Origin of the sequence: Pseudomonas sp. DCB_AW (genome assembly GCF_026240895.1) — a bacterium.
In the GTDB taxonomy this organism is placed as follows: Bacteria; Pseudomonadota; Gammaproteobacteria; order Pseudomonadales; family Pseudomonadaceae; genus Aquipseudomonas; species Aquipseudomonas kermanshahensis.
This window is the reverse complement of sequence record NZ_JAPFCE010000022.1, coordinates 52,691-72,873: the sequence shown is the minus strand read 5'-3', so window position 1 is coordinate 72,873 and position 20,183 is coordinate 52,691. Positions and strand designations below refer to the sequence as shown.

Sequence of the window (20,183 nt, the reverse complement as noted above, 5' to 3'; positions counted from 1 at the left end):
TCAAATGACTATGTGATTTCTCGCATGGTCACTTGTGATGCTGATAATCTTTGTGACTATCAGTCCGTACTCACAAGCACCCACACGAATTGCTTGATTCAATTTGTTAAAGAGCGTTTGGTTAAGAACTTTTCGTCTCAACCGAGGCGCGCATTCTACGCTTTCCTCAGAGCCTGTCAAGCGTTTATTTTGAAGTTTTTCGCGAGAAACTCGTTTAGCTTCAAACACTTGGCTCGCTGCGATCTCTCGTAGCGGGAGGCGAATCATACAGCGTTTAGAAGCGCTGTCAACCACCATTTCAACCGCTGACGATCTTTCGATCGAAGCCCTTTCAACACTACCTGAATCGATTAACTCGTTGATACTCAAGGAGTTTCTCGTTCCAATCACGCTGGAAGTGGGGCGCATTATAAGGGGATTCGAAACCCCGTCAACCTTTAATTTCAAAAGCGTGACATCTTGCCCTCTGCCCACGTAAGTGCGCACTATAGTGCACACCCCTACCCGCCCAAGGATCGCCGCGCAGAGATGAACACCCAACCCCGCAGCCTGGCCGCCACCCTCTTCCCTATCGGCCTGCTGCTGATCGCCATGGCATCCATACAGTCCGGTGCGTCACTGGCCAAAAGCATGTTCCCCATCATCGGCGCCCAAGGCACCACAGCCCTGCGCCTGATCTTCGCCAGTATCATCATGCTGCTCATACTGCGCCCATGGCGCGTCCGCATGACCGCCACCACTCTGCGCAATGTCATCATCTATGGCATGGCACTTGGGGGCATGAACTTCCTCTTCTATATGGCACTACAAACAGTACCCATCGGTATCGCCGTGGCACTGGAGTTCACAGGGCCACTGGCGGTGGCGATCTTCTCCTCGCGCCGCCCTATCGACTTTCTCTGGATCGCGATGGCGATCGCCGGGCTGCTACTGTTGCTGCCAGCAGGCGATGGCGGCCAGGCTCTGGACCCGGTAGGTGCTGCGTATGCCTTGGGTGCGGGGGTGTGCTGGGCGCTTTATATCCTGTTCGGGCAGCGCGCCGGTGCCGAACACGGCATCCAGAGCGCCGCACTCGGCGTCGTGGTCGCCGCGCTGTTCGTTGCCCCCATCGGGGTGATTCATGCCGGCAGCGCACTGCTCACCCCAGCGGTCATTCCGATGGCACTGGGTGTCGCGATACTGTCCACCGCCCTGCCCTATAGCCTGGAAATGGTTGCCCTGACCCGCATGCCTGCACGCACCTTCGGCACCCTGATGAGCATCGAGCCGGCGTTTGGCGCACTTTCAGGCCTTCTGTTCCTCGGCGAGGTATTGAGCACCACCCAATGGCTCGCGATTCTCGCCATCATCGTCGCGTCGGTAGGCACCACGTTGTCAATGCGCCAGACGCCAACCCCACCCGTCGCCGCAGACTGATATGAGAACTATTTTCATTTGAGACGGGATTAGTGATTGTAGCGGCCCGTCTCGCTGATTAAGCTGTCACACAGAATCAATAACTTTACGCGATCTGGTGGACCGAAGACGGACGCTGGGGATTTTCAGGAAGACAGCAGTGACAACGACAGGGCCCGACAAATGATCCGCCCTGCATTTAAGGAAGGGAATGAAACGTATTTTGCTCATTCTGGCCATTTTGGCTATTGCTGGATGTGCCGCCACGGCCAAGACTGAGGTCAAAAAGGGGAAGAAAGGCCTGCATATCAATTGCTCCGGCCTCTCCTCATCGTGGGATAACTGCTACAGCAAGGCCGCCACCTCCTGCAGCACCCGCGGTTACAAAGTCATTGCTCGCTCCGGCGATACCGACGAAGAGCAAGGCGATTACCTGTTCGGTATCAATCCGGCTGGCTATACCAGCCGCAGCATGATCGTCATCTGCAAGTGATGACCACCAGGCATTGAGTTCAAAGGGGCAGCGCGAGCGCTGCCCTTTTTATTCGTCATCACAGCGGCGCGGTACGCGCCTGTAGCCATGCCAGCGCCTCGCCCTTCAACAGCGGCGCAAGACGCTCATGCACACTCGCGTGGTAACCGTTCAGCCACGCCAACTCTTCCTTGGCAAGCAACTCGGGCAACAGGCAGCGTGTGTCGATCGGGCAAAGCGTCAAGGTCTCGAAGTTCAGGAAATCGCCGAACACACTCTTGCCCGCTTCCCGGCTAACCACCAGGTTCTCAATGCGCACGCCCCACTCACGCGGCCGGTAAGTACCCGGCTCGATCGAACTGATCATGCCCGCCTGCATGGCCGTTTGGGGCGTGGGCGCCGCCTGATAGGCAATCACCTGCGGCCCTTCGTGTACGTTCATGAAGTAACCCACGCCATGGCCGGTGCCGTGGCCATAGTCCACCTGATCGGCCCAGATCGGTGCCCGGGCAATGGCATCGAGCAGCGGCGAGAGGATCCCGCGGGGGAAGGTGGCGCGCGATAGCGCAATCATGCCCTTGAGCACACGCGTGCAATCCTGCTTCTGCTCAAGCGTAGGGTTACCCACCGGCACCATCCGGGTAATGTCGGTAGTCCCCCCCAGGTACTGTCCCCCGGAATCTATCAGCAGTAAACCGTCACCTTCGATGACCGCATGCGATTGCTCGGTGGCGCGGTAATGAGGCATCGCGCCATTGCCATTAAAGGCGGCAATCGTCGAGAAACTCAACGACACGAAGTCTGGACGACGGGCACGGGCGGCGCTCAATCGCTCATCGACCGTCAGCTCGGTAATGACCTCATGGCCCAGAGCCCCCTCGAACCAGGCGAAAAATTCGCACAAGGCGGCGCCATCCTGCTCCATGGCCCGGCGAATATGCACAAGATCATCCTCACCCTTGCACGACTTGCTCAGCGTGGTGGGGTTGACCCCCTCGACCAGCTCAACGCCTGAGGCCAGGTTTTCCAGCAAACCGCAGGTGACACGCGCCGGGTCGAGCAACAGGCGACTGCCTGAAGGCACGGCGCCCAGGGCCTGACCGATTTCGGCATAGTCACGCACCTCAATGCCATCAACCGCCAACACTTGGCGCAGATGCTCATCGACCTTGTCCTGGCCCACGAACACCGTCGCCTGCTGCTGACTGATCAGGGCAAAGGAAACAAAGACTGGGTTGTAGGACACATCGCTGCCACGCAGATTGAAGAGCCAGGCGATGTCATCCAGGGTGGCTATGAAATGCCAGTCAGCGCCCTTGGCCTTCAAGGTCTCACGCAACTGGGCGAGTTTGTCTGCCCGGTTCTGCGTGGCATGCGGCGGCAAGTGTTGGTAGACCGGGTTGCTCGGCAGCCGCGGGCGCCCCTCCCAAACCTTGCCAAGCACGTCCTTGTCCGTCACCAGCCGCACATCCCGGGCCTTCAGACGCTCACCCAGCAAACGCGCCGACGTCAAGGCCATGACAGCACCGTCCACTGCCACGACACCCTGTGGCTCGACATGCTCACCCAGCCATTCCAGCGCGCCCGGCTTGCCTGGCAGCAGCTTCATCAGCTCGATGCCGCTGCCTGCCAGCTCATGCTCGGCCTGCTCCCAATAGCGGCTGTCAACCCAGAGCCCGGCAAACCCCGCCGTGACCACCAGCGTGCCGACCGACCCTTGGAAACCGGACAACCATTGGCGCCCCTGCCAGAAACCAGGCAGGTACTCGGAAAGATGAGGGTCGGCCGAGGGCACCAGCAGCGCATCGACCCCCTCTACGGCCATGGCCTGACGCACCCGCGCCAGGCGCTCCGGCACAGCTTGCTCTATCGTGGTCTGAACGTTCATGCGCACTCCTGCGAAAACATCTCTACTGATTTCAGACTATCGATAATGGTACAGCCACCCCTGCCCTGCAATCACGGCGACCGGCCTGCGGCATGCATTGCCCATCACGCCCTCTGCGATCAGGACATTTCCTACAGCAGAACCAGGACCACCGATCACATCCTGCTGAACTTCCCAAAAACCCCGGCTTCACACCAAGTACATTCATTGCAGACAGGCCACCCCCTATGCCCGCTGCCGGTGACGCGAAAACCGCCGTTGTGCTGCTCGACACCCGCCAGCACACGCCTGACCATGAACATGCTGTACACCTCAAGCTTGCCGATGGCCTGGCGCAACTGCTGGGTTGCGCACACGTGCATCTCGACCCGCCCTCCACGCCCAGCGACCGCTACTACTACCTGCCGACCGAAACGCTGATCGACCCGCAGCGCCATGCAGCCTTGGGCATCCGCACCGAACAGGACCTGTTCGGCGGGCTGGTCGCTTTTCCTTATATGGCGACCAAGGCGATTTCCCACCCGCTGCCGGCCGCCGCCAGCTTCCCCCCAGGCTGGACCGACGCCTTCGCCCTTCAGGCCAGTGATGCGTTGTTGCGTGGCTATACCGTATTCAGCAAGGCCGACGCTCGCAATGCCGCACACTTGCTCCTGCTTGATGGCCCTCTACGGATCAAGCCGGTGCTGGCCTGTGCCGGGCGGGGGCAGCAGGTCATCGACACACTGGATGCGCTGGAGCCGTTGCTGGCCGACATGGACGACCAAGACCTGGCCGTCTGGGGGTTGGTGCTCGAAGAAGACCTGAGCGAGGTGCAGACCTTCAGTGTTGGCCAAGTGCGTGTCGCCGGCCTGACCTGTAGCTACCACGGCACTCAGCAACTGACGCACGACCACCAGGGCACAGAGGTCTATGGCGGTTCCGATCTGGTCGTAGTGCGCGGTGATTACCAGGCGTTGCTGCAACTGCCGTTGGAAGACCACCTGCGCCTGGCGATCAACCAAGCCATGGTCTACGAACGTGCCGCAGAGCAGCACTTCCCAGGCTTCGTGGCGTCAAGACGTAACTACGACATTGCCCGCGGCACCACCGCCCAAGGCCATGTACGCAGCGGCGTGCTTGAACAATCCTGGCGTCTGGGCGGTGCCAGCAGTGCAGAACTGCTGGCCCTGCAGGCCTTCGCCGCTGAGCCGACACTGCAGCGGGTGCGTGCTTCGACCCATGAAGTGTTCGGCACGCCCGACCTGCCCACTGACGCCACCCTCTTCTACCAAGGAATCGACAGTGAACTCGGACAACTCAGCAAATTTGCGCGGATTCGCGAACATGAGCATTCAGAGTGAGACCATTGAGCTGCACGTCGAGAACGACAGCATCGTCGGCACCCTGGTCAGCCCTGGCAGCAAGATGCCCGGCATACTCTTCGTCCACGGCTGGGGCGGTAGCCAGCAACGCGACCTGGCCCGCGCCCGGCACATTACCGGGCTGGGGTGCGTGTGCATGACCTTCGACTTGCGCGGGCATGAAAAGACCGAAAGCCAACGCCTGACCGTCACCCGCGAACAGAACCTCAACGACCTGCTGGCAGCCTACGACCGCCTGGTCAGTCACCCCAGCGTGGACAGCAACTCCATCGCCATCATTGGCAGCAGCTATGGCGGTTACCTGGCCACCTTGTTGACGCGGTTGCGGCCAGTAAGGTGGCTGGCCATGCGGGTGCCTGCCCTGTACTGGGACGATGAGTGGGAAACCCCCAAGCAAACCCTTGATCGACAGCGGCTGAACGCCTACCGCCAGCGCCAGCTTGGCCCGGCGGACAACCGCGCACTGGCCGCGTGCGCCGAATTCGGCGGCGATGTGTTACTGGTGGAGTCCGAACATGATGACTATGTACCCCACAGCACACTGATGAGCTACCGCTCGGCATTCATCAGCGCCCATTCGCTGACCCACCGCATCGTCGACGGTGCCGACCACGCGTTGTCCAGCGAAGAAAGCCAGAAAGCCTACAGCTCGATTCTCGCATCATGGATCAGCGAGATGGTCATTGGCGCACGCCTGGACCGCTACCCACACTACGCGCCCTGGTATGCCTAAGGCTCACCGACCTGGCAGTGCAGGCCACCGTCAGCATTGCGGACCAGGCTGCGCAGTGTCTGGTAGGCCGCGAAGTTGACGCCCCGCGCCTGGTGCTGGCACAACAGGTCGAGAAAGGGTTCTTCAACGAAACGGTCTGCGGCCGCCGCCCAGGCCTGGCGCGATTGCCATTGCAGGTACTGGAGGACCCGGCTGCCATCATCACTGGCCTGGATGCTCACGCCCTGCAAGCCCTCACAACCTGCGGCCAACGCTTCGCTGCGCACCACCAGGGCCTGGGCCAGCGCCACTTGCTGCAACGCAGGCACTTCGTATTCGATCATCTGGGTAAACCACAGAGAATGAGGCGTTGCCGTCATGAAAAGTCTCCTTGCTCCGGACGCCAATGGCGTGATGGTGAGCAGGGTAAAACCTCAAGTTAAGTCAAGGTCAAGTGTTTTTTGCTGCCGCACGAGCGGTCGCTGGCTCAACCTGAAACTGCAAAGCGTCGTCGATATTCACTGGGCGTCAAACCGGTGATGCGCTGAAACACTTTGCGGAAAGCGCCCGGGTCCTGATAACCCACACCCCAGGCGATCTGTTCGACATTGCGCCGGGTAAATTCCAGCAACCGACAGGCGCGCCCTACCCGTACTTGCTGGCAATACTCGGTCGGGCGTAAACCGGTGGCAGCCCGAAAGCGCCGTAGAAAGGTCCGCTCCTCAAGGCCTGCACAAGCGGCCATGGCGGCCAGGTCGGCATCCTGCCCACCATTGCCCTGTAACCAGTGCTGCACTTTGAGCACCGCCTCATCGCCATGGTCCAGGCGGGGGTTGAACAATGCCCCCGGCAACGGCGCCGCCACGGGTTCGACAGCCAGGTAGCGAGCCGTCTCGCGCGCCACCGTCGCCCCCATGAACCGCTCCAGCAGGCGCAAGCCCAGCTCGGTCCAGGCCATCAGCCCGGCCGACGTCATGATGTCACCGTCGTCCAGCAGCGGCTGGTTCGCCTCTACCTGCACCAGGGGAAAACGCTGTGCAAGCGCTTGCACGTAGTTCCAATGGGTACAGGCCGGGCGCCCGTCGAGCAGCCCACTGGCCGCGATAAAAAACACGCCGATGCACACCGACGCCAGCACCGTGCCGCGCCCGTGGAGCTGATTCAAGGGCAGGCGATGGCGCGCAAGCAGCTCAGCGTGTGGCGCCGAGTCCAGGCTTGGCGGAATGATCATCACCCTCAGCGCCGTGGCCGCCTCAGAGCCGCTATCCTCAACCCACTGCAACAACCCCGCTTCATCGACCTGCCAGTGGCTGACGCGGATCTGCGGCAGCTCGACAGCGCCCAACTCGGCGGCAACTCGGTTGGCCACCGTGAACAGGTCGGTCAGGCCATGCACGGCCGCACGCTGCGCCCCTGGGTAAAGCAGCAGGCCGATGTCCAGGCGCGCAGGGTTGTCAGTTTTTGCCCTCATTGTGTCGGTCGTGCCAATCCTCAGGTCGAAGCGCACAGCCTATAACTATCGTCATTCAACGACCACTGCCGCAGGAGGCAACATGAGCAAGCAAGCGCTGATCATCATCGACATCCAGAACGACTATTTCCCCGGTGGCAAATGGACCCTCGACGGCGCAGACCAGGCAGCCAACAACGCCGCCCGGCTGTTGGCGGCCGCGCGTGAGCGGGGCGACCTGGTGGTGCATGTGCGGCATGAGTTCGAAAGTGCCGATGCGCCGTTCTTCGCACCGGGCTCCCCCGGCGCGGCCATCCACGCCAAGGTGCAACCCAAGGCCGGTGAGCCGGTGGTGCTCAAGCACAAGGTCAACGCGTTTCTCGGTACCGACCTCAAACACACGCTGGACCAGCAAGGGGTCGAGGCACTGACCATCGTCGGCAGCATGAGCCACATGTGCATCGATGCAGCGACCCGCGCCGCCGCCGATTATGGCTACGACGTGACTGTGGCTCACGACGCCTGCGCGACCTTGCCGCTGGAGTTCGATGGCAAACAGGTACCGGCGGCCCATGTACACGACTCGGCAATGGCGGCCCTGGCGTTTGCCTACGCCAAGGTGGTGAAGACCGATGAGCTGCTCGGCAAATGATCGCGCCCCGCCTTTAAGGCGAGTTGTCAGATCACCACATTGCGCACAAAGCGCACCGCCACGGCGCCATCGTTGCGGTAGGCGTAGCGGCAGTTACTGGGGAAGACATGAAACTGGCCAACCTGCAGGCAATACTCGGCCTGCTCGATGACTAATGTGAGCTGCCCTTCGGCCACATAGATCTGCTCGCTCCAGCCATCGGCATCGGCCTCGCTGACATAGCACTCGCCCGGTGCCAGGGTCCACTCCCAGAGTTCGACCTCACGCCGGGCGGTGCTGCTACCCAGCAGCACTGCCTTGCTTTGCGGATGCTCACCGGCCCAGGCCAGTTCGTCGATGCGGCTGGGGTCGCGCCGCTCGGGCGCCTGGATCAACGTACTGAACGCCACCCCCAAGGCCTCGGCGATCAAATCGAGCGTAGTAAGGCTGACATTCTTCTCACCCGCCTCGATCGCCACCAACATGCGTCGGCTGACGCCAGAACGCTCGGCCAAGGCAGACTGGCTCATACCCGCTGCGTGACGCAGGCTGCGTACGTTGAGGCTAACATGCTGTAACACCGATGCCCGGTGCGTGGAATTTTTGTGCACTGTATTGCTCGCTGATCGTGACTGCGCAGTATACTGCCCACTTTGCGCAGATTGTGCGCCGCCCCCTCCGAGTGCGCAAGACCATGAGCCAGCCCACCTACAAGCCCAATACACGCGTTTCTTTGCGCCTGAGCAAAGCCGAACTGATGCTGGTGTTCATCACCATGCTGTGGGGTGGCACCTTCTTGCTGGTGCATAACGTGATGACGGTCAGCGGCCCGATGTTCTTCGTCGGCCTGCGCTTTGCTGCGGCGGCGTTGTTCGTTGGCGCGATCTCGGCACGCGCGCTGTCGGGGCTGACCTTTACCGAACTCAAGGCGGGCGTACTGATCGGCGTCTCGATCATGCTCGGCTACGGCTTGCAGACCATGGGCCTGCAAACCATCAGCAGCAGCCAGTCCGCGTTCATCACCGCGCTGTATGTACCCTTCGTGCCGTTGTTGCAATGGCTGGTGCTTGGCCGTCGCCCCGGCCTGATGCCGAGCCTCGGCATCTGCCTGGCATTCCTTGGCCTGATGTTGCTGGCAGGGCCGGAAGGCGGCAGCTTGCACTTCAGCGAAGGCGAGATGGTGACCCTGGTCAGCGCCATCGCCATCGCCGGCGAGATCATCCTGATCAGCCGCTATGCCGGCCAGGTCGATGTGCGCCGCGTGACCGTGGTGCAGCTGGCCACCGCGTCGTTGCTGTCATTCCTGATGATCGTGCCGACCCAGGAGCGCCTCCCCGACTTTTCCTGGCTGTTGGTGATGAGTGCGGTGGGGCTCGGCGCCATGAGCGCAGTGATCCAGCTGGCCATGAACTGGGCACAAAAGTCGGTTTCACCCACCCGCGCCACGCTGATCTATGCGGGCGAGCCTGTGTGGGCCGGGATCGTCGGGCGCATCGCCGGCGAGCGTCTGCCCGGTGTGGCGTTGATTGGCGGGCTGCTGATCGTGATCGCCGTGGTGGTCAGCGAATTGAAGGTGCGCCGCCCCCGCGAAAGCGCCACAACGCGCGAAGCGCAGGATGAAGCCGAGCACCAAACAGGCCTGTAAACCCGCCAACTCCAGCTATGCTTTGTAAAAAACTGTTATAAAAAAATACCTTGTAACACCGTATTTGTACGATTCTGCGACAGCTTGCGTGTTGGTGATCAACTGCTCGGCACGTATGATCCTTGGCAAACCTCTCCAGAATAGAACGCTATGTCCTTGATAGTGCTATTGCTTCTGCCGTTCGTGGGCAGTTGCCTGGCAGCCGTGCTGCCGCACAACGCACGAAACGCCGAGTCCATACTCGCCGGGCTTGTCGCCTTGGTCGGTACGGTCCAGGTAGCACTGCTGTACCCCCAAGTTGCCCACGGTGGCGTGATTCGCGAGGAATTCCTCTGGCTGCCCAGCCTGGGGTTGAACCTTGTATTGCGCATGGACGGCTTCGCCTGGCTGTTCTCGCTGCTGGTACTGGGCATCGGCACACTGGTGTCGCTGTACGCCCGCTACTACATGTCGCCGCAGGATCCGGTACCGCGCTTCTTCGCCTTCTTCCTCGCGTTCATGGGCGCCATGCTGGGCCTGGTGATCTCCGGTAACCTGATCCAGCTGGTGTTCTTCTGGGAGCTGACCAGCCTGTTCTCGTTCCTGCTGATCGGCTATTGGCACCACCGCGCCGATGCCCGCCGCGGCGCCTACATGGCGCTGATGGTCACCGGTGCCGGCGGCCTGTGCTTGCTGGTCGGGGCGCTACTACTGGGCCATGTGGTCGGCAGCTACGACCTGGACAAGGTCCTGGCTGCCGGCGACCTCATCCGCCAGCACGCGCTGTACCCGGTGCTGCTGCCTTTGATCCTGATTGGCGCCTTGAGCAAGAGTGCGCAGTTCCCCTTCCAGTTCTGGCTGCCCCACGCAATGGCAGCGCCCACGCCGGTCTCCGCCTATCTGCATTCGGCAACCATGGTCAAGGCCGGGGTGTTCCTGCTGGCGCGGCTTTGGCCTGTGCTGTCAGGCAGCGAGGAGTGGTTCTGGATCGTCGGCGGCGCCGGCGCCATCACGTTGCTGCTCGGCGCCTTCGCCGCGATGTTCCAGAACGACCTCAAGGGCCTGCTGGCCTACTCCACCATCAGCCACCTGGGCCTGATCACTCTGCTGCTGGGCCTCAACAGCCCACTGGCCGCGGTCGCCGCGGTGTTCCATATTCTCAACCATGCCACCTTCAAGGCCTCGCTGTTCATGGCCGCCGGCATCATCGACCACGAGAGCGGCACACGCGATATCCGACGGCTTAGCGGCCTGATCCGCCTGGTGCCCTACACCGCGACCCTGGCCATGGTAGCCAGCGCTTCGATGGCCGGCGTGCCGCTGATGAACGGCTTCCTGTCCAAAGAGATGTTCTTCGCCGAAACGGTATTCATCAGCTCCACCGCCTGGGTCGAAACCGCCCTGCCGGTAATCGCCACCCTGGCCGGTACATTCAGCGTGGCCTACGCCCTGCGCTTCACGGTCGATGTGTTCTTCGGGCCACCTGCCCAGGACCTGCCCCATACTCCCCACGAACCGCCGCGCTGGATGCGTGCGCCGGTCGAGTTGCTGGTGCTCACCTGCCTGGTGGTCGGTATTTTCCCCGCGCAGTCGGTAGGCCCGCTGCTGGCGGCGGCAGCCCTGCCGGTGGTGGGCGGTACGTTACCGGAATACAGCCTGGCCATCTGGCACGGCTGGAATGCACCCTTGATCATGAGCCTGATCGCCATGAGCGGCGGGATCGTGCTGTACCTGCTGCTGCGCAAGCAGTTGCGCCTGGGGCGCTTCCCTTATCCGCCGCTGATCGAGCGCTTCAATGGCAAGCGCCTGTTCGAGCATGGCCAGGTCCACCTGATGCTGCTGGCCCGGCGAATCGAAAACCTGCTGACCACGCGCCGCCTGCAATCGCAGTTGTTCATGCTGGTGCTGGCGGCGTTTCTGGCCGGTCTCACGCCCATGCTCTACAGCGGCCTGACCTGGGGCGAGCGCCCGAAAATCCCGGGCTCCGGTGTATTTGTCGCACTCTGGCTGATCGCCATCGCCTGCGCCATCGGCGCCGCCTACCAAGCCAAGTATCACCGCCTGGCCGCCTTGATCATGGTCAGTGTCTGCGGCCTGATGACCTGCATCACCTTCGTCTGGTTCTCGGCGCCCGACCTGGCCCTGACTCAACTGGTTGTGGAAGTGGTCACCACCGTGCTGATCCTGCTCGGCCTGCGCTGGCTGCCGCGCCGTATCGAGGGCGTGTCGCCGCTGCCCGGCAGCCTGGAGCGCGCCCGCATGCGTCGCCTGCGCGACCTGTTGCTGGCCGTGCTGGTGGGCGGCGGCATGGCGATTCTGTCCTATGCCATGCTGACCCGGCCGACCCCCAACGACATTTCTTCGTTCTACCTGAGCCGCGCCCTGCCGCAGGGCGGCGGCACCAATGTGGTCAATGTGATGCTGGTCGATTTCCGTGGCTTCGACACCCTCGGTGAAATCACCGTGCTGGTCGCCGTGGCCCTGACCGTATTCGCCCTGCTGCGACGCTTCCGCCCACCCAAAGAGAGCATGCAACTGCCCGCCCAGCAACGCCAGCTGGCGCCCGACGTGGTCACTGACCTGATCAACCCGCGCCACGCTACGGACACCGCGCTAGGCTTCATGATGGTGCCTGCGGTGCTGGTGCGGCTGTTGCTGCCGATCGCCCTGCTGGTATCGATGTACCTGTTCATGCGCGGCCACAACCAGCCGGGCGGCGGCTTTGTCGCAGGCCTGGTGATGTCGGTGGCGTTCATCCTGCAGTACATGGTCGCCGGTACCCAGTGGGTCGAAGCGCAGATGAGCCTGCGCCCGCTGCGCTGGATGGGCACCGGCCTGCTCTGCGCGACCCTGACCGGGGTAGGCGCCATGCTGCTCGGCTACCCCTTCCTGACCACGCACACCGCCCACTTGCACCTGCCCGTGCTGGGTGATGTGCATGTGGCCAGCGCGCTGTTCTTCGACGTCGGCGTGTACACCGTGGTGGTCGGCTCGACCCTGCTGATCCTCACTGCCCTGGCGCACCAATCGGTGCGCGCCTACCGCCCGGGCAACCCGTCGAAATCCAGCCAAGCAGGAGCCGCCTGATGGAAGAAGTCATTGCAGTCGCCATCGGTGTACTGGCCGCCTCCGGGGTGTGGTTGATCCTGCGCCCACGGACCTACCAGGTGATCATGGGCCTGTGCCTGTTGTCGTACGGGGTCAACCTGTTCATCTTCAGCATGGGCAGCCTGTTCATCGGCAAGGAACCGATCATCAAGGACGGCGTCACCCAAGATTTGCTGCACTACACCGACCCGCTCCCCCAGGCGTTGGTGCTGACCGCCATCGTCATCAGCTTCGCCATGACCGCGCTGTTTCTGGTCGTGCTGCTAGCCTCGCGCGGCTTGACCGGTACCGACCACGTCGATGGCCGGGAGCGTGACGAATGAGTGGTATGAGTCAACTGATCGTCGCGCCCATCCTGCTGCCCCTCATCACGGCGGCAATCATGCTGTTGCTGGGCGAGAAACACCGGCGGATCAAGGCGCGGCTTAACCTGCTGTCCACCTTCGCCGGCCTGGCCATCGCGGTCAGCCTGCTGCTGTGGGTCCGCACCCAAGGCCAAGCCGAATCGATCGGTGTCTACCTGCCGGGCAACTGGCCTGCACCGTTTGGCATCGTGCTGGTGGTGGACCACCTGTCTGCCTTGCTGCTGACCCTGACCGGCATCATCGGCTTCAGCGCCCTGCTGTTTGCCCGGGCCCGTTGGGACAGTGCCGGCGCCAGCTTCCACGCGCTGTTCCAAATCCAGCTGATGGGGCTGTACGGTGCCTTCCTGACCGCCGACCTGTTCAACCTGTTCGTGTTCTTCGAGGTGCTACTGGCCGCGTCCTACGGTTTGCTGCTGCATGGCTCGGGGCGTGCCAGGGTCAAGGCGGGCCTGCACTATATCGCCATCAACCTGTTCGCTTCGTCGTTGTTCCTGGTGGGCGCGGCGATGCTCTATGGCGTGACAGGCACCCTGAACATGGCCGACCTTGCGCTGAAGATCCCGCTGGTGCCAGAGGCCGACCGAGGCCTGCTGCATGCGGGCGCCGCCATCCTCGCCATGGCGTTTCTGGCCAAGGCCGGTATCTGGCCGCTGAATTTCTGGCTGGTGCCGGCCTACGCCTCGGCCAGCGCACCGGTTGCCGCGCTGTTCGCGATCATGACCAAAGTCGGCCTGTATGCCGTGCTGCGCCTGTGGACGCTGCTGTTCTCCGGGCAGGCCGGCGCCTCCGCGCAGTTTGGCGGCGAGTGGCTGGTGTACGGGGGGCTGGTCACACTGGCCGTGGCCGCAGTCTCGATACTGGCCGCACAGCGCCTGGAACGCATGGCTGCACTGAGCATCCTGGTGTCCGCCGGCACCCTGCTCGCGGCCGTCGGCTTTGCCCAGCCGGCGTTAACGGGTGCGGCCTTGTTCTACCTGGTCAACTCGACCCTGGCGTTGTGCGCGTTGTTCCTGCTCGCCGAGCTGGTCGAGCGCTCGCGCTCAGCCAATGAAGCGCCGCTGGATGACGAAGAAGATGCCATGCCTTCGCCCCTGGAATCGCTGCACCCACCCAAGGGCATCAACCTCGATGATGAACAAAAGGTGGTGATCGGCCAGATCATCCCCTGGACCATGGCCTTCCTCGGCCTGAGCTTCATCGCCTGCGCGCTGCTGATCATCGGCATGCCGCCGCTGTCGGGCTTCGTCGGCAAACTCAACCTGATCAACGCGCTGTTCAACCCGCTGGGGCTGGGTATCGCGCCGGAGCAACCGCTGACAGCGGCAGGTTGGGGCCTGGTGGCACTGCTGGTGCTGTCCGGCATGGCGTCGTTGATCGCCTTCGGCCGCGTGGGCATCCAGCGTTTCTGGAAGCCCGAAGAGCGCCCCTCGCCGCTGCTGCGTCGTTATGAATGCCTGCCGATCGTCATCCTGCTGGGCCTGTGCATCATCCTCAGCCTCAAGGCCGAGCCGCTGCTGCGCTACACCCAGGACACAGCGGCCAGCCTGCAGGCACCCGATACCTACATCAAAGCGGTGATGGCCGCTCGGCCCATCCCTGGCCCGACCTCCCTCGACGTGGAGGTACTGCCATGAAACGCCTGTTTCCCGCCCCACTGCTGTCGGTCTCGCTGTTCGGCCTGTGGTTGCTGCTGAACCTGTCGGTCAGCGCCGGCAACCTGCTGCTGGGTGCCATCCTCGGCATTTTTGCACCTCTGCTAATGGCCCCCCTACGCCCTCAGCACGCCCATGTGCAGCGGCCTTGGGTAATTGCCAAGTTGATTGGCCGGGTCGGCCTGGATGTGATCGTGTCCAACCTGCTGGTGGCCCGTGGCGTTCTGCGTGCGGGCAAGCAGCCGCCGCGCTCGGCATTCGTGCACATTCCGCTGGCCCTGCGCGATGCCCATGGCTTGGCGGCCCTGTCGATGATCACCACGGTGGTACCTGGCACGGTCTGGTCCGAACTGGCGCTGGACCGCAGCGTGCTGTTGCTGCATGTGTTCGACCTTGAGGATGAAGCCGCCTTCATCGAGCACTTCAAGCACACCTACGAACGCCCGCTGATGGAGATTTTCCAATGACAGGCCTGCTCGCCAACGCTGTACTCGCCAGCCTGTTCATCTTCGCCCTGGCCATGGCCCTGGCACTGATCCGGTTGTTCCGCGGCCCGTCCGCCCAGGACCGGGTGCTGGCACTGGACTACCTGTACATCCTGGCCATGCTGACGATGCTGGTACTGGGGATCCGTTATGCCAGCGACACCTACTTCGAAGGTGCCCTGCTGATTGCACTGTTCGGCTTTGTCGGCTCGTTCGCCCTGGCCAAGTTCCTGCTACGTGGTGAGGTGATCGAATGACCGAAGCGCTACAACTGCCCTTCTGGCTTGAACTGGTCACCGCTGCGCTGCTGCTGATCGGCAGCCTGTTCGCCCTGATCGGTGCCGTGGGCCTGGTGCGCCTGAAGGATTACTTTCAGCGCATGCACCCACCCGCGCTGGCCTCCACCATTGGCGCATGGTGTGTTGCCCTGGCCTCGATCATCTACTTTTCGTGGCTCAAAGAAGGGCCCGTTCTGCACGCCTGGCTGATCCCGATCCTGTTGTCGATCACAGTGCCGGTCACCACACTCTTGCTGGCCAGGGCTGCGCTGTTTCGCAAGCGGATGTCCAAAGAGGCGGTACCTGAAGAAGTCAGTAGCGGCAGCGACCGCGGCCATTGACCGGTTGCAGCCTCACCCCTGGCTGAGGCGCTGCAGCTCACGCCGCACCATGGCGGCATACGGTGGCGGGCTGAGTCGATAGAGCTCGCCTGCCACCCAGTTCAGCCAAGCGCCTTGCAGCGCTTCACGTTGGGCCAACAGCCGTTCGGCTTGCGCTAGCGCATCCGCCTGGTGCTGGTGATGAAACTCGGCACGCGACACAGGCGCGTTGTCGCGCTCGGTCATTCACTGGCCTTGAACGTGGTCAGCTCACCCTTGCGCCACTTCGCGACTTTGCCAGTCACTGCCTTGAGCAGCTTACCCAACCCTTCCTGCACTTGCTGTTGCGCGGCAAAGACCAGCATCACGCCATTGCCTTCGCGCAACACGACGCCCTCGCCTTCAGGCACGGAAACAAAGGCGTAGTCGCCAACACCGTAGACGTTGAATTTGATGTCTCGAAAGCGCATTTCCAGCTTGCCACCCTCGCGGCTGGGCAATACCGCAGCGCGGAAGTGATCGCCAACCTTCAGTTCCAGACGCTGTTTGTCATCGACCACCAATGCGCTTTCGGTGTCGATTTCGGCCATGTACAGGCCTTCAGGACTTTGTTCGGTGACATAAACAAAGCGGCCCTGAAACAGCTGGGCCAATTTACCGCGCAAATCGCCCAAGGCGAACAAGGCGTGGGTATCAAGTGTGCTGACTGCCAATGAAGTGATCCTCAATCGGTTACATCCCGCCCCCACACACGCTCGGTGAGGCACGGCCATTACATATCGATAGGCGAAAAGAGTAATAAAGCGATGCGCTGATGTCTGTATCCGCTGGCACTGCAGCCTGCAGGAATTTTTACTCTGGCTTGCCAGATATGGCCTAAGTGCAGGTTTTCGGCAAATTCCCAACGCGGGAAGCGTATTGCCTGACAACAAACCCGCCATAAAAGATGCGATAGGTAGTTGCAGAGCGCTCGACAGAACGGGCTCTGAAATCCATCAGCGCATTACTGGGGAAGGAATATGCACGAAAACACCGAAATCCGTCGAGAGGCAAAGAACATTTCTTACATTGCCAGCACTCATGCAACGCCACGTTACGTTGTCATACCGGCAGGTATCCGCTTCTTTCATGTCACCGAAAGCGCCACGGGCCGGGTCAAAGGGTTTCGCTGCCGGCATCAGGACGCGTGTGAACTGGCCCGCCATCTGGAGCAATGACGGCCGTCAGGCGGCCAGGCCCTTTCTGAGTTGCTGCATCCACGCCGCCTGGCACTCCAAGGCCTCGTCACGGGTGGCGAACGCCGTGCCACGGCGCTCGCCATTGACCAGCACCACCCAACAAATACGCTTACCCAGCGCCTGCAGAGTGGCAGGTACCCCCGAGCCAATCATCACGGCTACATCGACACGGCTATTCATCATCCCCTCCGGAATTTAATTAGCACCCTAACGATAAAGCCATGATACGCCTGCCTGCACGTAGGAAACAGCGCATCTCGGTACAGCAGTGTTACGCCACAGGCAACAAATCTGGGCCTATCACGCACAAACGCAAAAAGCCCCAGGGATTGCTCCGTGGGGCTTCACGCACTGCGCGCGATCAGACCTGGCGCTGGTGGCGGTCGAGCTGCTCGTGGCGTTCCTGGGCTTCGATGCAGTACTTGGTGGTCGGGCTGATCAGCAAACGCTTCAGGCCAATCGGCTCACCACTGTCATCGCACCAGCCGAAGCTCTCGTCAGCGATACGGTCCAACGCCATTTCAAGCTGTGGCAGCAAACGCTGGTCGCGGTCGATGGCATTGACCAACCAGCTACGCTCTTCTTCTACCGAAGCCACGTCAGCAGGGTCCGACGGAGTGTCCAGGCCCTCGATGGTGGCACGGCTCAACTCGATGCGCTCATGGGTTTCGACTTTCATCGACTGCAGCAGGCCAGTGAAGAAGGCGAGCTGATCAGCGTTCATGTAGTCATCGGCCGACATGGCCAGCAACTGTTCCTTGGTCATCGATTTCTCTATGAAAAATGTGCATTTGGGCGATTCGGGTGCCGCCGACGCCAGTGCATCGGCAGCGGAATTCTTCAAGCGCCAACCGGCACTCTTTTACAGGGGGCGGCAGTCTAAGGCGCCACGTCGCGTGGAGCAACTGCAATCGGAGGCGAATTTGATTCGATTGACCAGAATCCGCTGGTCGGTGCTTGGGTGGCAGGGGTTGCGGGCGCGTCTGGGCTGACAGGTGGCTGCCTTGGGTTATGCAGCGGCCATGAGATAGAGCGCCGCTCGCGCGGCGCTTCGCAGCACAAGGCTGCTCCTACATCTATTTCGGGCCAGTCACGCCTGTGCCAGCGCGCGCGACCGCCTTGTTTGTACGGCTCAGTGTTGAGGCGTGCACCAAGGGGACGCGCGCCTATGCCCCAGGAATAATTGGCCCGAAACAAACGTAGGAGCGAGCGTTGCTCGCGATGCGCCGCGCGGGCGGCGCTCGATCTCCCAGACGCCACCCACCTCACGCCATACCCTACAGCCAGGTTCAACGATCCTTGAACTGTGCCTCGCGCTTGGCGATAAAAGCGCTCATGCCTTCCTTCTGGTCTTCAGTGGCAAAGGCCGCATGGAACACCCGACGCTCGAAACGCACCCCCTCACTCAGGGTCACTTCAAAGGCCCGGTTGACACTTTCCTTGACCATCATGCTCACCGGGATCGACTTGCTGGCGATGGTCGCCGCCACCTTCAGGGCTTCTTCGACCAGCTCAGCCTGCGGTACCACACGCGCCACCAGCCCGGCACGTTCGGCCTCCTCGGCGCCCATCAAGCGCCCCGTCAGGCACAGTTCCATGGCCTTGGCCTTGCCCACCGCGCGGGTCAGCCGCTGGGTGCCGCCCATGCCCGGCAACACCCCAAGGTTGATCTCAGGCTGGCCGAACCGGGCATTGTCCGCTGCCAGAATGAAGTCGCACATCATCGCCAGCTCACACCCCCCGCCCAGGGCAAAGCCCGACACCGCCGCAATGATCGGTTTGCGCCGATTGGCAATCCGGTCTGCGTCACTGAACAGGTCGTCGACGTAGATCTGAGGGTACTGGAGGTCGGCCATTTCCTTGATATCGGCACCTGCGGCAAAGGCCTTGGCCGAGCCGGTCAGCACCACGCAGCCGATGTTCGGGTCACGCTCGAGCTGGTCCAGGGCCTGGTTGATCTCGCCGACGATCTGCGCATTGAGCGCATTGAGCGCCTGCGGCCGGTTGAGGGTGATCAGGCCGACCTTGCCGTGGATGTCCAACAGGATGGTTTCGAATGCCATGCAGACTGCTCCTTCAAAGATTGCGCGCAATGACCATGCGCTGAATGTCGCTGGTGCCTTCGTAAATCTGGCAGACCCGAACGTCGCGGTAGATCCGCTCCAGCGGGAAGTCACTCAGATAGCCATAACCGCCCAGGGTCTGCAAGGCGTCCGAACAGACCTTTTCGGCCATTTCCGAGGCAAACAGCTTGGCCATCGACGCCTCCGTCAAGGCCGGCCGCCCGGCATCACGCAAGGCCGCGGCGTGCAGCACCATCTGCCGGGCCACGGCAATGCGCGTGGCCATGTCGGCCAGGCGGAAGGCCACGGCCTGGTGCTCGATAAGCGGCTTGCCGAAGCTCTGCCGCTCCTTGGCATAGTCGCGGGCCACCTCGAAGGCCGCCCGGGCCATGCCGACCGACTGCGACGCAATGCCAATACGGCCCCCTTCAAGGTTGGCCAGGGCAATCTTGTAACCCTGCCCCTCTTCGCCCAGGCGATTGGCGACCGGCACCCGCACATTGTCGAAGACGATCTGGCAGGTGTCCGAGGCATGCTGGCCGAGTTTGTCCTCGACCCTGGCAACCTGGTAGCCCGGCGAATCGGTCGGCACGATGAACGCCGTGATGCCACGCTTGCCCGCCTCCGGGTCAGTGACCGCGAAGACGATGACCACGCCAGCATTCTGGCCGGAGGTGATGAACTGCTTGCTGCCGTTGAGCACGTAGTGGTCGCCGTCCAGGCGTGCGCGGGTCTTCAGGCTGCTGGCATCGGAGCCGGCTTGGGGCTCGGTGAGGGCGAAGGCGCCGATCATCGCGCCGCTGGCCAGCGGGGCCAGAAACTGCTGCTTCTGCTGCTCGGTGCCGAATTTCAGGATGGGCACGCAGCCCACCGAGTTGTGCACGCTCATGATGGTCGAACAGGCACCATCGCCTGCGGCAATTTCTTCAAGGGCCATGGCGTACGCCACATAGCCCGTGTCACTGCCGCCGTACTGCTCCGGCACCAGCATGCCGAACAGGCCCAGGGCAGCCATCTCGTCGATGGCTTCCCGCGGGAAGCGGTGGGCCTTGTCCCACTGTTCGGCGAACGGGCGCAGCCGCTCCTGGGCAAAGTCACGCACGGCGTCGGCGATCTGTTGTTGCTCGTCAGTTACCAACAT

General features: G+C 62.2%; 24 protein-coding genes. 13 read left to right on the top strand and 11 right to left on the bottom strand.

Annotated elements, in window-relative coordinates:
* The gene (locus OO306_RS14600; protein WP_265969157.1) at positions 1 to 369 is read right to left on the bottom strand and encodes a hypothetical protein; all 369 of its coding nucleotides are present in this window, start codon (positions 367 to 369) and stop codon (positions 1 to 3) included.
* Positions 370 to 528: 159 nt separating this feature from the next.
* On the opposite strand from OO306_RS14600, the gene rhtA reads away from it, so the two are divergent.
* Both rhtA and OO306_RS14590 read left to right on the top strand, forming a co-directional pair.
* On the top strand, positions 529 to 1,416 hold the full coding sequence (gene rhtA / locus OO306_RS14595; protein WP_027596535.1) for a threonine/homoserine exporter RhtA: 888 nt from the start codon (positions 529 to 531) through the stop codon (positions 1,414 to 1,416).
* A 190-nt stretch (positions 1,417 to 1,606) separates the two neighbouring features.
* Positions 1,607 to 1,888, top strand: coding sequence for a hypothetical protein (locus OO306_RS14590; RefSeq protein WP_027596536.1), 282 nt, complete (start codon positions 1,607 to 1,609; stop codon positions 1,886 to 1,888).
* 58 nt (positions 1,889 to 1,946) lie between these two features.
* Here the strand turns inward: OO306_RS14590 and OO306_RS14585 are convergent, their stop codons facing one another.
* Positions 1,947 to 3,755, bottom strand: coding sequence for an aminopeptidase P family protein (locus tag OO306_RS14585; RefSeq protein ID WP_265969156.1), 1,809 nt, complete (start codon positions 3,753 to 3,755; stop codon positions 1,947 to 1,949).
* A 227-nt stretch (positions 3,756 to 3,982) separates the two neighbouring features.
* Between OO306_RS14585 and OO306_RS14580 the strand changes: the two genes are divergently transcribed.
* Positions 3,983 to 5,095, top strand: coding sequence for a DUF3182 family protein (locus tag OO306_RS14580; protein WP_265969154.1), 1,113 nt, complete (start codon positions 3,983 to 3,985; stop codon positions 5,093 to 5,095).
* Positions 5,079 to 5,849 carry a S9 family peptidase gene (locus OO306_RS14575; RefSeq protein WP_265969153.1) on the top strand — a complete coding sequence of 257 codons (771 nt, stop codon included), beginning with the start codon at positions 5,079 to 5,081 and terminating at the stop codon, positions 5,847 to 5,849. The genes OO306_RS14580 and OO306_RS14575 overlap by 17 nt, the downstream gene beginning before the upstream one ends.
* On the opposite strand, the gene OO306_RS14570 is transcribed toward OO306_RS14575, so the two are convergent.
* Together OO306_RS14570 and OO306_RS14565 are read right to left on the bottom strand one after the other, a co-directional pair.
* Complete coding sequence (locus tag OO306_RS14570) at positions 5,846 to 6,208, bottom strand: antibiotic biosynthesis monooxygenase (protein WP_099429966.1); 363 nt, start codon at positions 6,206 to 6,208, stop codon at positions 5,846 to 5,848. The two genes, OO306_RS14575 and OO306_RS14570, sit on opposite strands and share 4 nt — an antisense overlap.
* A gap of 107 nt (positions 6,209 to 6,315) precedes the next feature.
* Entirely contained in the window at positions 6,316 to 7,299 is a 984-nt protein-coding gene (locus OO306_RS14565; RefSeq protein WP_186703836.1) for a GlxA family transcriptional regulator, read from the bottom strand.
* Between the two features lie 82 nt (positions 7,300 to 7,381).
* Between OO306_RS14565 and OO306_RS14560 the strand changes: the two genes are divergently transcribed.
* Positions 7,382 to 7,930, top strand: a complete 549-nt coding sequence (locus OO306_RS14560; RefSeq protein ID WP_265969151.1) for a cysteine hydrolase family protein — start codon at positions 7,382 to 7,384, stop codon at positions 7,928 to 7,930.
* 26 nt (positions 7,931 to 7,956) lie between these two features.
* Here OO306_RS14560 and OO306_RS14555 read toward each other — a convergent pair whose 3' ends face one another.
* Positions 7,957 to 8,520 carry a helix-turn-helix domain-containing protein gene (locus tag OO306_RS14555; protein ID WP_099429969.1) on the bottom strand — a complete coding sequence of 188 codons (564 nt, stop codon included), beginning with the start codon at positions 8,518 to 8,520 and terminating at the stop codon, positions 7,957 to 7,959.
* Between the two features lie 83 nt (positions 8,521 to 8,603).
* Here OO306_RS14555 and OO306_RS14550 point away from each other — a divergent pair, with 83 nt between their 5' ends.
* From OO306_RS14550 to OO306_RS14520, 7 genes are all read left to right on the top strand, one after another.
* A complete protein-coding gene (locus tag OO306_RS14550; protein WP_265969149.1) occupies positions 8,604 to 9,554 on the top strand; it encodes a DMT family transporter in 951 nt (316 codons plus the stop codon).
* A 150-nt stretch (positions 9,555 to 9,704) separates the two neighbouring features.
* Positions 9,705 to 12,620, top strand: coding sequence for a monovalent cation/H+ antiporter subunit A (locus OO306_RS14545; protein WP_099429970.1), 2,916 nt, complete (start codon positions 9,705 to 9,707; stop codon positions 12,618 to 12,620).
* On the top strand, positions 12,620 to 12,964 hold the full coding sequence (locus OO306_RS14540; protein WP_003250128.1) for a Na+/H+ antiporter subunit C: 345 nt from the start codon (positions 12,620 to 12,622) through the stop codon (positions 12,962 to 12,964). The genes OO306_RS14545 and OO306_RS14540 overlap by 1 nt, the downstream gene beginning before the upstream one ends.
* The gene (locus OO306_RS14535) at positions 12,961 to 14,640 is read left to right on the top strand and encodes a monovalent cation/H+ antiporter subunit D (protein ID WP_027596546.1); all 1,680 of its coding nucleotides are present in this window, start codon (positions 12,961 to 12,963) and stop codon (positions 14,638 to 14,640) included. The genes OO306_RS14540 and OO306_RS14535 overlap by 4 nt, the downstream gene beginning before the upstream one ends.
* Positions 14,637 to 15,125, top strand: coding sequence for a Na+/H+ antiporter subunit E (locus OO306_RS14530; protein WP_027596547.1), 489 nt, complete (start codon positions 14,637 to 14,639; stop codon positions 15,123 to 15,125). The genes OO306_RS14535 and OO306_RS14530 overlap by 4 nt, the downstream gene beginning before the upstream one ends.
* Positions 15,122 to 15,400, top strand: a complete 279-nt coding sequence (locus OO306_RS14525) for a K+/H+ antiporter subunit F (RefSeq protein ID WP_003259015.1) — start codon at positions 15,122 to 15,124, stop codon at positions 15,398 to 15,400. The genes OO306_RS14530 and OO306_RS14525 overlap by 4 nt, the downstream gene beginning before the upstream one ends.
* Entirely contained in the window at positions 15,397 to 15,762 is a 366-nt protein-coding gene (locus OO306_RS14520; RefSeq protein ID WP_027596548.1) for a Na+/H+ antiporter subunit G, read from the top strand. The genes OO306_RS14525 and OO306_RS14520 overlap by 4 nt, the downstream gene beginning before the upstream one ends.
* A 12-nt stretch (positions 15,763 to 15,774) precedes the next feature.
* On the opposite strand, the gene OO306_RS14515 is transcribed toward OO306_RS14520, so the two are convergent.
* Both OO306_RS14515 and OO306_RS14510 read right to left on the bottom strand, forming a co-directional pair.
* Positions 15,775 to 15,987, bottom strand: a complete 213-nt coding sequence (locus tag OO306_RS14515; protein ID WP_027596549.1) for a hypothetical protein — start codon at positions 15,985 to 15,987, stop codon at positions 15,775 to 15,777.
* On the bottom strand, positions 15,984 to 16,454 hold the full coding sequence (locus OO306_RS14510) for a hypothetical protein (protein WP_027596550.1): 471 nt from the start codon (positions 16,452 to 16,454) through the stop codon (positions 15,984 to 15,986). The genes OO306_RS14515 and OO306_RS14510 overlap by 4 nt, the downstream gene beginning before the upstream one ends.
* A gap of 306 nt (positions 16,455 to 16,760) precedes the next feature.
* On the opposite strand from OO306_RS14510, the gene OO306_RS14505 reads away from it, so the two are divergent.
* Positions 16,761 to 16,958: a hypothetical protein gene (locus OO306_RS14505; protein ID WP_238216314.1), complete on the top strand. Its 198-nt coding sequence runs from the start codon at positions 16,761 to 16,763 to the stop codon at positions 16,956 to 16,958.
* Positions 16,959 to 16,964: 6 nt separating this feature from the next.
* Here OO306_RS14505 and OO306_RS14500 read toward each other — a convergent pair whose 3' ends face one another.
* The 4 genes from OO306_RS14500 to OO306_RS14485 form a co-directional block, all read right to left on the bottom strand.
* The gene (locus OO306_RS14500) at positions 16,965 to 17,159 is read right to left on the bottom strand and encodes a hypothetical protein (RefSeq protein WP_027596551.1); all 195 of its coding nucleotides are present in this window, start codon (positions 17,157 to 17,159) and stop codon (positions 16,965 to 16,967) included.
* Positions 17,160 to 17,340: 181 nt separating this feature from the next.
* On the bottom strand, positions 17,341 to 17,745 hold the full coding sequence (locus OO306_RS14495; protein ID WP_027596552.1) for a TraR/DksA C4-type zinc finger protein: 405 nt from the start codon (positions 17,743 to 17,745) through the stop codon (positions 17,341 to 17,343).
* 523 nt (positions 17,746 to 18,268) lie between these two features.
* Positions 18,269 to 19,042 carry an enoyl-CoA hydratase gene (locus OO306_RS14490; RefSeq protein WP_099429973.1) on the bottom strand — a complete coding sequence of 258 codons (774 nt, stop codon included), beginning with the start codon at positions 19,040 to 19,042 and terminating at the stop codon, positions 18,269 to 18,271.
* 13 nt (positions 19,043 to 19,055) lie between these two features.
* Entirely contained in the window at positions 19,056 to 20,183 is a 1,128-nt protein-coding gene (locus tag OO306_RS14485) for an acyl-CoA dehydrogenase (RefSeq protein ID WP_027596554.1), read from the bottom strand.